The 14,305-nt window shown below is 71.8% G+C and carries 13 protein-coding genes; 6 read left to right on the top strand and 7 right to left on the bottom strand.

What is annotated here, in order from left to right; translation table 11 throughout:
* Positions 1-20: 20 nt before the first annotated feature.
* Complete coding sequence (locus tag ACFE60_RS11985; RefSeq protein WP_375389091.1) at positions 21-1,229, bottom strand: cysteine desulfurase-like protein; 1,209 nt, start codon at positions 1,227-1,229, stop codon at positions 21-23.
* 77 nt (positions 1,230-1,306) lie between these two features.
* Positions 1,307-2,779, bottom strand: coding sequence for a DUF222 domain-containing protein (locus ACFE60_RS11980; RefSeq protein ID WP_375389090.1), 1,473 nt, complete (start codon positions 2,777-2,779; stop codon positions 1,307-1,309).
* A 223-nt stretch (positions 2,780-3,002) separates the two neighbouring features.
* Between ACFE60_RS11980 and ACFE60_RS11975 the strand changes: the two genes are divergently transcribed.
* Positions 3,003-3,488 carry a heme-degrading domain-containing protein gene (locus ACFE60_RS11975; protein ID WP_375389089.1) on the top strand — a complete coding sequence of 162 codons (486 nt, stop codon included), beginning with the start codon at positions 3,003-3,005 and terminating at the stop codon, positions 3,486-3,488.
* 78 nt (positions 3,489-3,566) lie between these two features.
* Here ACFE60_RS11975 and ACFE60_RS11970 read toward each other — a convergent pair whose 3' ends face one another.
* Both ACFE60_RS11970 and ACFE60_RS11965 read right to left on the bottom strand, forming a co-directional pair.
* Positions 3,567-4,238 carry a GNAT family N-acetyltransferase gene (locus ACFE60_RS11970; protein WP_375389088.1) on the bottom strand — a complete coding sequence of 224 codons (672 nt, stop codon included), beginning with the start codon at positions 4,236-4,238 and terminating at the stop codon, positions 3,567-3,569.
* A gap of 56 nt (positions 4,239-4,294) precedes the next feature.
* On the bottom strand, positions 4,295-4,777 hold the full coding sequence (locus tag ACFE60_RS11965) for a MarR family winged helix-turn-helix transcriptional regulator (protein WP_375389087.1): 483 nt from the start codon (positions 4,775-4,777) through the stop codon (positions 4,295-4,297).
* 203 nt (positions 4,778-4,980) lie between these two features.
* Here ACFE60_RS11965 and ACFE60_RS11960 point away from each other — a divergent pair, with 203 nt between their 5' ends.
* The 5 genes from ACFE60_RS11960 (at position 4,981) to ACFE60_RS11940 (ending at position 10,146) form a co-directional block, all read left to right on the top strand.
* Positions 4,981-5,841, top strand: a complete 861-nt coding sequence (locus ACFE60_RS11960) for a serine hydrolase domain-containing protein (protein WP_375389086.1) — start codon at positions 4,981-4,983, stop codon at positions 5,839-5,841.
* An 89-nt stretch (positions 5,842-5,930) separates the two neighbouring features.
* Entirely contained in the window at positions 5,931-6,362 is a 432-nt protein-coding gene (locus ACFE60_RS11955; RefSeq protein WP_375389085.1) for a DUF6069 family protein, read from the top strand.
* Positions 6,363-6,827: 465 nt separating this feature from the next.
* Positions 6,828-8,024 carry a serine hydrolase domain-containing protein gene (locus ACFE60_RS11950; RefSeq protein ID WP_375389084.1) on the top strand — a complete coding sequence of 399 codons (1,197 nt, stop codon included), beginning with the start codon at positions 6,828-6,830 and terminating at the stop codon, positions 8,022-8,024.
* Positions 8,025-8,067: 43 nt separating this feature from the next.
* Positions 8,068-9,033 (top strand): alpha/beta hydrolase, encoded by a 966-nt coding sequence (locus ACFE60_RS11945; protein WP_375389083.1) that lies wholly within the window; start codon positions 8,068-8,070, stop codon positions 9,031-9,033.
* Between the two features lie 36 nt (positions 9,034-9,069).
* The gene (locus tag ACFE60_RS11940) at positions 9,070-10,146 is read left to right on the top strand and encodes a helix-turn-helix domain-containing protein (RefSeq protein WP_375389082.1); all 1,077 of its coding nucleotides are present in this window, start codon (positions 9,070-9,072) and stop codon (positions 10,144-10,146) included.
* A gap of 31 nt (positions 10,147-10,177) precedes the next feature.
* Here the strand turns inward: ACFE60_RS11940 and ACFE60_RS11935 are convergent, their stop codons facing one another.
* From ACFE60_RS11935 to ACFE60_RS11925, 3 genes are all read right to left on the bottom strand, one after another.
* Positions 10,178-12,595 carry a CBM35 domain-containing protein gene (locus tag ACFE60_RS11935; protein ID WP_375389081.1) on the bottom strand — a complete coding sequence of 806 codons (2,418 nt, stop codon included), beginning with the start codon at positions 12,593-12,595 and terminating at the stop codon, positions 10,178-10,180.
* A gap of 271 nt (positions 12,596-12,866) precedes the next feature.
* The gene (locus tag ACFE60_RS11930; protein ID WP_375389080.1) at positions 12,867-13,772 is read right to left on the bottom strand and encodes a carbohydrate ABC transporter permease; all 906 of its coding nucleotides are present in this window, start codon (positions 13,770-13,772) and stop codon (positions 12,867-12,869) included.
* Positions 13,772-14,305 (bottom strand): carbohydrate ABC transporter permease (locus ACFE60_RS11925; RefSeq protein ID WP_375389079.1); only part of this gene is annotated, 534 nt, incomplete at its 5' end. The genes ACFE60_RS11925 and ACFE60_RS11930, both read right to left, overlap by 1 nt.

The following is a 14,305-nucleotide window of genomic DNA, read 5'->3' as shown; positions in this document are numbered from 1 at the left end:
GGCCGCGGCCCCCTCCCGCCTCAGGCGCCGACGAACGCCGCCAGGCCGTCGACGAGCCGATCGACGTCGTCCTCGGAGGTGTACGGCGCGATCCCGGCGCGCAGGGCCGCCGTGTCCGGGAGCCCCAGCGCCCGGAACGGCTCGATGGCGTAGAAGGAGCCAGCCGGCGCGAGCACGCCTCGTTCGGCGAGGAACAGGTACGCGTCGCGGCAGGAGCGACCCGGGTGGCTCAGCAGCACCGTCGGGGTCCGCTCCGCGGCTCTCGAGTGCACCGTCACCCGGTCGCCCAGCGCGGCGAGCCCGGTCTCAAGGCGGGACCGCAGCGCGTGCTCGTGCTGGTGGATGGAGGCCTTCGACGCGCCGAGGCGATCCCGGCGCTCGGTGGCACCGCCGGGGTCGAGGGCGGCGAGGAACTCCACCGCGGCCGTGGCTCCGGCCATGAGCTCGTAGGGCAGCGTGCCGAACTCGAACCGCTCGGGGACGACGTCCGTGGACGGCAGCAGCTTGTCGGGCCGGATCGTCTCGAGCAGCGCCGGGTCCGCGGCGAGCACCCCGCAGTGCGGTCCGAGGAACTTGTACGGCGAGCACGCGAAGAGGTCCGCACCGAGCGCCGGCACGTCCACGTGCGCGTGGGCCGCGAAGTGCACGCCGTCGACGTAGACCAGCGCGCCGACCGCGTGGGCGCGGTCCGCGATCTCCCGGACCGGAGGCATGGTGCCGAGCAGGTTCGAGGCGGCGGTCACCGCCACCAGCCGCGTCCGGGCCGTGATGATCTCGTCGAGACCGGTCAGGTCCAGCTCCGTGGTCGCCGCATCGAACGGGAGCCACCGGACCGTGGCCCCGGCGCGCTCGGCGGCCTGCACCCACGGGCGGATGTTCGAGTCGTGGTCCAGCCGGCTGACGACGACCTCGTCCCCGGCGCCCCACCCCTTGGCGAGGTGGCGGGAGAAGTCGTAGGCGAGCTGCGTGGCGCTGCGGCCGTACACGACGCCGTCCGCGGGCACGTGCAGCAGGTCGCCGTAGGCCTGCCTGAACGCGCTGATCGCGGTCTCGGCGTTCGACTCCGACTCCACCGCGTGGCCGCGGTTGCTCAGCGGTCCCGTCAGGGCACGAGCGATCGCGTCGCCGACGGCGGCAGGCGTCTGCGTGCCGCCTGGACCGTCGAAGTGGGCGATCCCGGAGCGGAGGGAGGGGAACGCGGCACGGAGCCGCTCGAGATCGAGAGTCACACGACGCCTTCCGGTCCTGCGGGCGAGCGGACGCCCGGTTCCGACAGTAGACAACCGCGCGAGACCCACCGCCGCGATCAGTCGGCGGGTTCTCGGGGCGGGCGGAGCAGATCGGGTCGGCGTTCCGCGGACCACCAGGGGGCCGACGCCCGTCGGATCCGTCCCCGGGCGATGTCGGGATGCTGTCGTCGCCGGTGCTCGGGGCCCGGTGGTGCGGTCCAGGCCTTCGGCACGACGAAGAGGTCGCCGTCAGAGCGGCGGATCTCGACGGGGCAGTCCGGGGCGTGGATCAGATGGTGGTGGTAGGAGCAGAGCATGATCCCGTTGTCGATGTGCGTCCGACCGCCGTCGCGCTGGAACCACTCGACGTGATGGGCCTCGAGGTAGGGGTGCGGGACCCTGCAGCCGGGGTACTCGCACCGGCCGCCCGCCGCCACGACGAGTGCGAGCTTCTGCGCGGGTGAGAACACCCGGTGGCCCCTCGACAGGAACAGCGGCTCCCCGTTCGGGCCGTGCACCTGCAGGCGCGTCTCCCCGTCGCAGGTCACCTGCTCGACCGTCGGCATCGGCAGGCCGGCCATGATCCCCGCGGCCCACCCCTGGCCCTCCCGTCGGAGGAGTTCGTCCGCGGTGACCGTGATCACCACCTGATGCGTCGTCGTGGTGCCGCCGAAGCCGGCCGCCTCGGCCCGGGCGGCGAGCCCGAAGCCGCCGACGGCGGTGTCGTAATCCTGCTGCGCCCGCGACCGCGCGTCTCCCGTGTCCGGGTCCGGCGTCTCCCGCCACTCCGGCTCCAGCGGCTCCCCCGGCTGCTCGCTGCCCGGCTCGGTCCGCACCAGCGGCGTCGACCGGCGGCGGGACTGCAGGTACTCCCGCAGCACCGCCAGATGCTCGGGCAGCATCACCATCGACACCCGCGTCGTGCCGTCGGCGAGGGTGTCCCCGATCTTCAGGGATCGGCTTCGCTGCCGCTGGCGCTGCGCCGGTGCGACCCCGTCGGGGTCGAGCGCGAGGCGCCAGTCGGCGGCGATCTCCTTGACGGTGTCCAGGTCGGCGACCTGCGCGGCGTGCACCAACGACTCGACCATCGCCGTGACCCCGTCCGCGTCGGCGCGGAACCGAACCTCCTTCACCGTCTCCACGACCACCCGCGCGGCGTCCAGGCCCACCGTGCCCGCGGTGACCGCGTCGGTCAGAGCCGGGAGCCGGCCGGGCAGGGTCTCGCCGAGCAGCCCACGCCGGTGGGCGAGCGCGGTGCCGAGCCCGATCCTCCGCGCGGCCTCCCGGTGATGCACCCGAGCGACCTGCTGCACGAGCTGGACCCCGTCCTTCGCCCCGTGCGTGAACGCGAGGGAGGTCGTTCCGAGGATCGGGCGGGAGCGGTGCTCGACCTCCGCCGCGGCCCGCACCCGCAACCCGTCGACCATCCGCCCGAGCCGCTCGATCGCATCCAGATCCGCCAGCAGCTCCTCCCCGGTCGCGGCGAAGAACCGGTCGCGCACCGCGGCGACCGCCGCGACCGCGGCGGTCAGATCGGCGGCTTCGTCCATGGAGGTATCCGATCACAGGGGTCCGACACCGGGTCCGTGAAATCCACGCTTCAGCAGGACAAATGCGCTGCTTGAGACGGCGGTTCGCTCACAGCGGAATCCATCGCGCGAAGCGGTCTCGGGCTCCCTCCACGCCGAGCACGACGCAGCGCAGCGCAGCGCAGCGCGGTCTGATCGGACTCGACTGCAGCCGAGCAGCATCCGCCCGGGCTACGGTGCGCAGATGGACGGCATGGACGGGTTCCCGGCGTACGACGAGCTGGTCGCCGAGGAGGCGGAGCTGCAGCTGCCGTCGTTCACCTACGACGACGCGTGGGCGCTCGGGCTGCGCCTCGTCGAGCTGGCTCGCGCGGACGGGCTGCCGGTCGCGGTCGACATCCGCCGCGGCAGGCAGCAGGTGTTCCATGCGGGGCTGCCGGGCTCCTCCTCGGACAACGACCACTGGATCCGCCGGAAGGTCCGGGTGGTCGAACGGTTCGGGACCAGCTCGCTGGCGGTCGGGCAGCTGTGGCGCGAGCGCGGCACCACCTTCGAGCAGGCGACGGGCCTCGACCCCGCGCGCTTCGCCGCGGCGGGCGGCTGCTTCCCCGTGATCGTGCACGGAGCGGGACCGGTCGGGACCGTGGCCGCCTCCGGGCTGCCCCAGGTGGAGGACCACCGCCTCCTGGTGCGGGCGCTGCGGGCCCACCTGGCCGCCGCTTCGGCGTGAACCGAGCCGGTCAGACCGCGGCGTTGACCTCGCGGATGGGCGCCAGGGAGGCGGCCGAGTCCGGCCCGCGCTCGCGGGTCAGAGCCGCTCCCCGGTGCGGTGGTCGCGGAGCAGCCGCCACCAGGTCCGTCCGACGCCGACGCCGGTGAAGCCGCACGCGCGGTAGAGGTGCTCGCCGTCGGGCGTGGCGTTGAGCGTGATCCGCTCGGCGCGGTGCTCGAAGACGGTCGCGCCGAGCAGCGTGACGAGGTCGCGGCCGAGGCCCGACCGGCGGAAGCGGGGCCGGACCCCCATGTCGTAGAGCCCGGCGACGTCTCCGCTGAGGTGCAGCCAGGCTCGCCCCGCGGAACGACCGCCCTGGCGCGCCTCCCCCCGCCAGGTGTCGTCGCGGGACAGCAGCGGCTGCAGGCGCGCCTCACGGGCCCCTGCCCGTACCGATAGCCGGGCGCGCCCGGAGAGGCGCACCGGAGCGGCGTCGAAGCCGGACGCCGGCGCGACCATCCAGCACGGCTGCCAGCCGACCTGGAACCCGAGGCGCTCGAGCTCGGGGCGCGCGACGTCCACCTCCGACCAGACCGAGACCTCGACCGCACCGAGGGCGTCGGCGGCCTCGACGGCGCGGCGCACGACGTCGGGCGGCGTCTCCTGCGGGAACACGCCGTGCAGGCTTCGCCCGTCGGCCGACCAGGCCCACCGGACGGGGCCGTCCGTCCAGCTCGAATGCGGGGCGAGCACAGCCTGCGCCGTCATCCAGGACGTGTGCTACCGGACGCACGCCGCGACGCCGGAGGCGGCAGCCGATCCGTTCATCGTTCCAGGGCGAGGTCGATCGGGATCTCGGTCATCCGCGCGAGCACCCGGCGGGTCGTCGCGATCTGCTCCCGCTCGCCGACCAGGTCGAGCAGCGCCGAATCGCTGCGGCTGGCGCATCGGTCGAGCAGCTCGGACAGCCGAGTGCCGCGATCGGTCAGGGTCAGGCGCAGCCGACGTCGGTCCTCAGGATCGACGTCGCGCGCGACGTAGCCGCGCAGCACGAGGGTGTCGAGCAGCTGGCTGAACGACTGCTTCGTGACGCCCAGCGCCGACGGCAGCTGCCGCACCGAGAGCGAGCCGCACGCGACGGCGCCGATGACGTACGCCCCGTTCCGCGACAGGTCGTCGAACCCCGCCTCGGCGAGGGACGTCCGCACGACGTCGCCGTAGGAGCTGAAGGCGGCCCGCAGCAGGACGGACATGCCCACCCGCTCCCACCACTGGTCCTCCGCCGAACGCTCGTCCGAGAGCTCCATCGCTGGACGATACCGTCAGCTTTCCTGACCATCACGAAGTCGACCGCAGTGGGCCCGCACGCCGAGCCCGCGCCCTGCTCGGCTGAGCACCGGCACCGCGCTGACCGGCGGCTGCACGTCCTCGTGGGTCTCCCATGCTCTGCTGGCAGCGTTCTTCCGTGGTGGACCCGGTCCGGGGTTCCTGCCCCGACGGAGGAGATCTCGTGACGACTGCTGCTGCCGCGCTCGACCGGTTCGTCCGTGCAGTCGACGACGAGCACCTCGGTGTGTACGGGGTCACGGTCCGGATCGGCGCCGACACGGCATCGCACCGGTGGCGCAGCGATGACCGCGAGAACCTGTACTCGCTGTCCAAGGGCGTGTGCGCGATCGCGACGGGGATCGCGATCGAGGAGAGCCTGCTCGCGCTCGACACCACGGTCGGCGAGGTGCTGCCCGAACTCGTCTCCGGGAACGCCGTCGAGCCGGTGACGCTGCGGCAGCTGCTGACCATGACCAGCGGCATCGACTTCCCCTGGTTCGGGCACCAGCCGGTGCCATGGCCGGACCTCGCTGCCGAGATGCTCTCCCACCCCGCCGTCAGCGGGAGGTTCCAGTACTCCGACGCGAGCACCTACGTGGCGATGCGGATGCTCGGCGCGCGCGCCGGCGACGTGCGGGACTGGCTGATCCCTCGCCTGTTCGAGCCCCTCGAGATCGACAACCCGCAGTGGCACCGGTGCCCCCTCGGGTGGATCATCGGCGGCACCGGCCTGGAGCTGCGCACCGAGGAGGTGGCGCGGATCGGCGACCTGCTGCTCGACCGCGGACGCCGGCGCGACCGCCGCATCGTCGACCCGGCATGGATCGACGGCCTGCACGCCTCCTGGATCGACACGGGCAGGCCGCCGCCCATGGACCGCTACGGACTCGCCACCTGGGCCGGTCCCGGGGACGCCTGGCGGCTCGAGGGCCGCTACGGCCAGTTCGTCGTCGTGCACCACGACTCGGTGGTCACGATCACCGGCCACGAGGAGGAGGGCGAGGACCGGCTCTCGGCGCTCGCCGTCGAAGTCACCGCGTGAGCGCCGGAAAGGGGGGCATGCGATCCGTCCCGACCTGTGAGAACATGAACGCGCATGTTTCTGACGCCCTTCGGAAGGACCACCCGACCATGACGACGACCACGCTTCGAACCAGGGCCGGCGGCGGTCGCATCGCGCTCGCGGCGCTGGTCGCCGCGGTGCTCACCTCCGCTGTCGACGCGGCGATCGCCGTGATCGCGGTCGCCGCAGGAGTGCCGCAGACGATGCAGCTGATGCCGGCCACACCCGTCTCGCTGTCGGTGCTCGCATCGATCTTCGGGGCGATCGGATGGACCCTCATCGATCGCCGCGCGAAGCAGCCGCGCCGCGTCATCCGGGTGCTCGCCCCGATCCTCCTCGTCGTGTCGTTCGTGCCGGACGCGATCCTGGCCGCAGCGACGGTCGACGCGACCGGTCTGGCGCCCGTCCTGACGCTGGCCTCGATGCATGTGACCACGATCGCGATCGCGATCGCGGTCTTCGCGCGGCTCATCCCCCTGAAGCGGTCGAGCACCCCGTGACGACCCCTCGTGACTGCGCAGCCGTTTCCAGCGCCTGACCTCGCTGAGCGGCACCTCTGCGAGCACACGCCGGCCCGACCCCGCCAGGACCGTGCGGCGAGGGGCCGACCGCTGTGTCCGCGGGAGGCCGCGTACTCGTGCGAGACGTCGTCGAGGCGACGGACGACGTCGCCGATCACGTATTGCGACTCCGCTTCGAACGACCGCATCCCCGGAGCGCGACGTTCGTCGAGATCGGTCGCGCGCCATGTCCGCATCGACCTCGGTCTGCTCGAACATCGCGGTCTTCTGCGAGCGGGCACACGCTTCGAGCGGGCTCGCGCGCTCTCGTCCGCGGCGGACCCGCCAGACGGCGGGAAGAACAGCGCGACTTGCGACCGATCGGCCGGTGCCGAAGCGTGCTCACCGCGCGATCGTTGTCGTGGCCGCGCCGATCGAGCGCGAGTTCTCAACGAGGAGGATGCGATGAGCGACGTGCTCGACAGGACCCATTCGACCGGCATCGACGGCAGCGCCATCGACGCGGTGCTCCGCGATGCCGTGGCGAGCGGCGCGGTGCCGCACGTGGCAGCGATCGCCGCCGATACGGACGGAATCGTGTACGAGGGCGCCGCGGGCGTCCGGACGGTCGGCGTCGACGAGACTCCTGTGGGCACATCGACGCAGTTCCGGATCATGTCGATGACGAAGATGATCGTGACCGCGGTGGCGCTGCAGCAGGTGGAGCGGGGCGAGCTCGACCTCGACGCCCCGGTGGAGAGCTACCGGCCGGAGTTCGGCGATCTGCAGGTGCTCGAGGGGTTCGACGGCGACAGCCCCAGACTGCGTGCTCCGAGGTCGAAGGCGACGGTGAAGCAGCTCATCACCCACACCTCCGGTCTCACCTACTGGTTCTGGAACGCCGAGATGGTCCGGTACGAGGCGCTCACGGGGCTGCCCAACGTGGTTCCCGGCAGGCTCGACGCACTGCGCGCACCGCTCGTGGCCGACCCCGGCACTCGATTCGAGTACGGCATCAACACCGACTGGCTTGGCCGCGTCACCGAGGCGGTCGGCGGGTCGACCCTGGACCAGCTGGTAGCGCAGGGCATCACGGATCCGTTGAGGATGAACGACACGATGTTCATCCTCGACGCGGAGCGGAAGCGCAACGAGGTCAGCGTCCACGTCCCGAGCGACGCCGGCTGGGTCTCGGCGGGCGACATCCTGAACCAGGAGCCCGAGTGGTTCGCCGGCGGACACGGGCTCTACTCCACGCCGCGGGACTACATCCGGTTCGAGCAGGCGCTGCTGCGCGGCGGTGAGCTCGACGGCGAACGGATCCTGCGGCGGGAGACGGTCGACGCGGCGTTCCAGAACCAGATCGGCGACCTGGACGTGCCGGAGGTGATCCCGACCGCGGATCCTGCGACCACGGACTCCTTCCTGGCCGGTCCGGGCCGGAAATGGGGCTACGGGTTGCTGCTGACGACGAAGGACGTGCCGGGTGGTCGCCGGGCGGGTACCGGGGCGTGGGCCGGCCTGTTCAACACCCACTTCTTCGTCGACCGCGCCTCCGGCATCTGCGCCTCGATCTACACGAACTCGCTCCCCTTCGTCGAGGAGCACACAGCGTGGAAGATGTACGGCGACTTCGAGCAGGCGCTCTACTCGGCGCTCTGACGAGGCTGGACGTCGTTCAGCAGATCGGACGACGGAGGCGAGGATGACGACAGGAACGGCGAGGCCGAGGTTCGACCCGGAGCTGCGTGCCAGCCTGGCGATCGTGGGCGGGATGTTCCCGCCCACGATCACGCCCGACCTGATCGGCTTCATGAGGACGACGTACGCGTCGGGGCGGCTCGAGGACGACTTCGAGGAGGCCGGGATCACGAGGACCGACCACGAGTGCGCCGGCCATGGCGGCGGCGGCATCCGACTTTCGCTGCTGCGCCCTCGGGGCGACGATCGGGACCTGCCCGTGTTGCTGTACATCCATTCCGGCGGGTTGATGTTCGGCGACCGGTTCAGCGGCATCGAGACCGCGATCGAGTGGATCCGGACCATCGGGGTCGCGGTCCTGACCGTGGAGTACCGTCTCGCCCCCGAGCACCCGGACCCATACGCGCGCGAGGACGTCTACGCGGCGCTCCGATGGATCGCCCTCCACGCAGGTCGGAACCGGCTGCGACGGGATCGCGTCCTGGTCATGGGAGCGAGCGCGGGTGGTGGCCTGGCGGCGGGACTGGCGCTCGCGGCGCGGGACCGCGGCGGGCCGGCGATCATCGGTCAGGTGCTCGACTACCCGATGCTCGACGACCGCGGTGCGACGGGTTCCACCGCGCAGTTCGACGGCGTCGGCGTCTGGGACCGGGTCAGCAACGAGACGGGCTGGACCGCGTCGCTCGGCGCGGGCCGCGGCGGTCCGGATGTCTCTCCGTACGCGGCTCCCTCCCGTGCCGCGGATCTCTCCGCCCTCCCGCCCGCCTTCATCGACGTCGGTGCCGCTGAGATCTTCCGCGACGAGGCGATCGACTACGCCGAACGCATCTGGGCCGCTGGCGGGGACGCGGAGCTGCACGTGTGGTCCGGCGGCTTCCACGCGTTCGACATCTTCGCTCCGCACACCCGCCTCGCCCGTGGGATGATCCAGGCACGGTCGGACTGGGTCGGCGCTGTGCTGGCCGACTGATCAGGGCCTCTGCTCGAACCTGCTGACAAGGACGCTGTGCAGGAACTCCTCGGTCGCATCGCCAGGCTCGACGCAGACGCGAGCCTCGGTCTCAGGGTGATCGCCTGCTTCGACGAGCTGGTGGTCGGCATGGTGAACACCAGAGCACTGCTCGCCGCAGCGGCAGCACTGGCGGGCTGCGTGGCCGGCTTCACCGACGATCGAAGCCGCCGCACCACTCGCGTCGACCCGACAGGCGGGATGCTCCCCTCCGCTCCGCGAACGGACGGCTGGCCGACTCGATCCGCGAGCGCGGGCATGCACGTGTGGCTCGAGCGGGACGGCGCACAGGGCACCCACGACGCGATCATCCTCGAGCGTCTCGCGCTCGCCGTGCGGATCCGGCACGGGCTGGTCCACGGCGGCGAGGCCCGCCGAGCGTTGGATCTGGCGATCGATCCGGCGAGCTCGACCGAGGTCCGGTCGGTGGCGGCGGTCGGACTCGGCCTCGTCCCCGGCCGACGCTACCGGGTGGACGCCGCGCCGCTCTTCGCCGTCTGGACCACACGCCCCGAAGCACCCGCCGATGTGGTCCCGACCCGGTTCGGCCCGATCCACGTCCTCATCGTGACCGCGGAGGCACCCGATCCCGTCGCGTCGCCGCTCGGTGTGGGCACCTCAGCCACCCTCGAGCACCTCGATCGGTCCTTCACCGCAGCGCTCGTCGCTCTGCGGCTCTGCGACCCGCCGTCGATCAGCCGCGTGCACGCCGACGAGTACGGCGGTCTCATCCAGCTGCTCAGCGATGCGACCGAGGGCGATGAGGACCCCGACCTGGCCGCGCTCGACCAGGTCGGCGAGCACGGCTGGGCGATCGCGACCCTCGACGCCCTGATCCGCTCGGCGACGGTCCGCGAGGCCGCTCGTCGTGCGGGGGTCCACCACAGCACGATGCAGGCTCGACTCGACCTGGTCGCGGGGGTCCTGGGCTGGGACCCCCTCGACGGCCTCGGTCGGACGCGCCTCGGTGTGAGCTATCTCCGATGGCTGCTCAGGAACTCGACGGTGCTGGATCTCCCCGCCCCGGTGCGCTCGGCATCCGTCGCCTCGGCATCATCGCAGTCGGCGCCGTAGTCGGATCAGGATGGACGCCGCCCCGCCGGGATCACGGCGCGGCGGGCTCGAACCCGTGCGAGCGGACGAACGGCAGCAGGCGGAACGCGATCAGGCCCGGAGCCGGATCGAGGCCGACCAACGCGATCGTCTCCCGGCCCGCGACATCGACGGGTACCGACCGCTCGGCGGTGTTCGCCCACGAATGCGTCGGCCCGAGATGGACCACGCCCGCGTCGACGTCGTCGACCCGCAGCACAGCCCGTGCGGAGACGACATCGGTGTTGTACTCATGATCGCCCCGCACCGCGGCGTTGCTGTACCGGAGGACCAGGTCGAGCGGCCCTTCCGCTGATCGATGGTCGGCGGTGAGCACCAGGGCTCCGAGTCGGCCGTGAGCATCGACCGCGTCCTCCGGCACGGCGACCCACGGGAACCGCCCATCGTCGGCCACAGGCTCGATCCGCAGCGCGACGAGATCGAGCGCACCGGAGTCCACGGCTACCTCGATCCGGGAGACACCCTTCGGCAGGTGCACCCGTGCACGAGTCTCCCGGTCGGCAGCCGGCCGAGCTGCCCGCACCGCCGCGCGGTCGCCGATGCGCAGCGTCAGAACGGCCTCTGCCGCCAGTGCGACCAGCGTGATGTCGTGATAGCCGGACTCCTCGGCAGCCAGGAAGAATCGCACGTCCGCCCCCGCCGCGAGCCGCACGACCGCCGGACGCAGGGTGTCGCCGGAGACGAGCTCGGCGCCCGCCCCGAGGCGACCGTCGCGCGCGCCGAGCACGACCGCAGCCGGTCGCGGGCGTAGGACCTCGAGGCGGTCGATGGCGACCGCCGGCCATCCGGCGCCGATGGCCGGCCGGAGGGCCACCTCGTGCGTCCCCGCCGACAGCTCGACGTCCAGCTCGACCCGACCCCGATAGTCCGTCGTCAGCGTGCCGGGGTAGGAGACGTCCGCCACCGGCACCCCGTCCACGAGCAACCGCTGGCGACTCGGGCTCTTCCCCGTCGCGTAGACGATCGCGAATCGCCACCCGCCCGGGTCGGGCACGTCGACCGCGAACGTCACGGCGCTGTCCGGGTGCTCGAGCGGTCCGACGTCACGAGTGCCGGAAGCCGCGTACTGCTGAGGGTCGGTGTCCTGCGGGCGCAGCTCGGTGTGCACCACCGTCGCGTCCTGCGCCAGGTAGCTGCGGCGATCGTCCGCGGCGGGCGTGTCCACGGCGACCTCGGCGGGCGTGATCACGAAGCGGTGCACCGCCAACGGGTCGCCGCCGGGGACGCGGATGCGCAGCGGCCCCGCTGTCGTCGTCCGATGACGGGCCACCACGCGGGGCTGCACGGCCGCCCCCTCGTAGCCGGTCCACGACACGGTGCTGCGGGCGACGTCGACCGCCCGGCCGAACGGATCTGCCCGGGGCAGCAGGACATCCAGATCGGCCGGGGCGTCCGCGCCGGGGACGAGGATCGTGATCTGGCGTCGCGGTTCGTCGAGCACGGCGAGCGCTTCGACGGCCCCATCGCCGCCGACCGACACCGTCTCGCCGGTGAGATCGGCGTACCACTTGAGCAGCCACCACCCGCCGTTCGCCTCCGTGCTCCGCACCGCGTGGTCATCGAGGTTGCCGGCGAACGTCCAGTACGCCATGTCCGCGTCGACCTTGGTCTCCTCGAACATCGCCACCCACCGGAGCACCCGTGACGGCACCGAGAAGTCCCGGCGGTTGCCGTACTCGTCGATGTTGATCGGCAGCGGACCGATGCCCAGCTCCTTCTCGATGGCACGGTAGGTCGCGTGGTGCCCCCGGTAGTCGCGCAAGCCGTCCGGCGTCAGCTCGTGCCAGCTCATCACGTCGGGTAGCAGGCCCTCGCCGTCGGCCCAGCCCAGGAAGTCGCGCAGGCGCTGCGGATCGAACCGCATCTCGTTCGGCCCCACGACACGCGCCTCCGGCAGCAGCGCCCGGATCTCGCGGACGACGGCGGTCCAGTCCGCGAAGAAACGCTCCCGGTCCGCCGCCCAGTCCCCGTACCAGATCCAGTCGGGCTCGTTGAACGGCACCCAGGCGAACCGGGCGTGATCGGCGCGCTGCGCGACTCGGGCGACCATCCGGCGCACGCGCGTCAGGTAGTCCTCGATGCCGAGCTGCTCGTAGGGCCACTCGGCGTAGTCGTCCTGCATGTAGACGAGCACCTCCTGACCCCCGGCGGCGAAGAACCCGTCGGCCACCGCGATGCTGTCGCCGGTGGGGTGCTGCGAGCCCTCGGGCGCACGCTGCGCGACCGTGCGCGGACGTGCCCCTTCGATCAGCGCAGCGGACGGCACGCCGGGGTCGCCGAGACCGTACAGCAGCCCCGTCGCTCCCCCGTGCACCGGCCCGGTGCACCTGGTCGCGTCGACCCGGATTCGGACGAGGGGTCGCTGCTGCGCTCCGTCCAGAGGTGCTGGCGTGTCACTCGGATCGGTCATCGGGTCCTCCGTCGAACGTCATGCGTCATGCGTCCGGCGCCGGACAGCATGGCAGATGCCTGAAAAGCCTTGCAGAGACGTCGGGGCGCTCCGATCGGCGGCGCGCCCATCCGGAGCGAGGCGGGACGCTGCCGTTCCCCCGTGCGGCGCGACGATGTCGAGGCGATCGGATCGCTCTCCGTCGCCACGAAGCGGACCCCGTCCGCCGCGCTGCGCAGGTCGTCCGCGGACGATCTGTCGTACGACCTCAGCGGGACCACGGCGCTCCGGATCAGCGGAACGAGCCGGCGCTCACGCCTTTCCGGATCAGACGGGACAGCGCGCCGTAGAAGATCAGGACCGGCAGCACCGAGATCAGCAGACCCGCGTACAGCAGGCGGTAGTCGGTCGTGAAGACGCCCTGGAACGCGATGACCGCCGCCGGCAGCGTGCGCATCGAGGGATCGGTGAGCAGGACGTAGGAGAACAGCAGCTCGCTCCAGATCCCGATCGCGTTCACGATCGCCACGCCGGCGATCGGACCTTTGAGGATCGGCAGCACGACGGCACGCAGCACGCGTGCCTCGCCCGCCCCGTCGACCCGTGCTGCCTCGAGCAGCTCGACCGGGAACCCGCGGAACGCGGCACGCATCAGCAGGATGCTGAACGGCATCCAGAAGGCGACGTAGACGAGCACGATGCCGAGGTAGGTGTTGCGCAGCCCCCAGTTGCCCAGCTGGTCGAAGATCGGGATCAGCGTCGCCTGCACCGGGATCGCGAGCAGCACGAGGACCGTCTGGGTGACCAGGCCCTCGCCCCGGAACCGGATGGTCCCGAGCGCGTAGCCGGCGAGCGCCGCGAGCACGGTGACGACGATCGTGGTCAGCACCGTCACGATCACGCTGTTGGCGAAGGAGACGCTGAGCGGGTCGCCGAAGGCTCCGCCCTGCCACGCGTCGCTGAAGTTCCCGAGCTGCGGCACCACCGGCGGCGCGATCGGGTTGGAGACGATCTGCGCGTTCGTCTTGAGCGCGTTCGCGGCGAGGAGGAGCAGGGGCACCGCGGTGAGCGCTGCGCAGAGCACCATCGCGATCGTGCCGACGAGTCGGCCGATGCGCGCCCCTCGTCCGGAGTGCGTCGGGGTGCGCCGGGTCACGCGCGTCGCGACCGCCTCGTCGCGTTCGAGTGCTGACGTCATCAGTCCTCCTTGCCGAGCAGTCGTCGGTAGATCACGAAGTTGATGACGAGCAGCAGCACGGTCATCGCCACGGCGATCGCCGACCCGTACCCGTACTGCCCCTCCGCGAACGCCTTCTGCGTGAGGTAGGTGCCGAAGACGTCGGTCGACCCGCCCGGGCCCCCCTTGGTCAGCGCGAACACGATGTCGAACGCCTTCAGCAGCCCGACGAACTGCACCACCGTGACGGTCGCGACGGTGCCCCGGATGTGCGGCAGCACGATCGACACCAGCCTGCGGAGGGAGGTCGCCCCGTCCAGCGAAGCGGCGTCGTGCAGCTCGGCCGGGACGTCCTCCATCGCGCCGAGGATCAGCAGCATCGTGAATCCGCTGGCCTGCCAGATCGCGACGAAGATGACGGTCCCGAGGGCGATGTGGTAGTCGCCCAGCCAGTCGGGCGGCAGGGCCCATCCGAAGAACCCGAGCACGGTGTTGACCGGCCCGTTCGTGTCCAGCAGCAGCGCCCAGAGCAGCGCGGAGATCGTGATCGGCAT

It is taken from the genome of uncultured Amnibacterium sp., from assembly GCF_964245895.1.
GTDB lineage: Bacteria > Actinomycetota > Actinomycetes > Actinomycetales > Microbacteriaceae > Amnibacterium.
The sequence above is the reverse complement of the archived record's forward strand: the minus strand, read 5'-3'. Positions and strand labels throughout refer to the sequence as shown.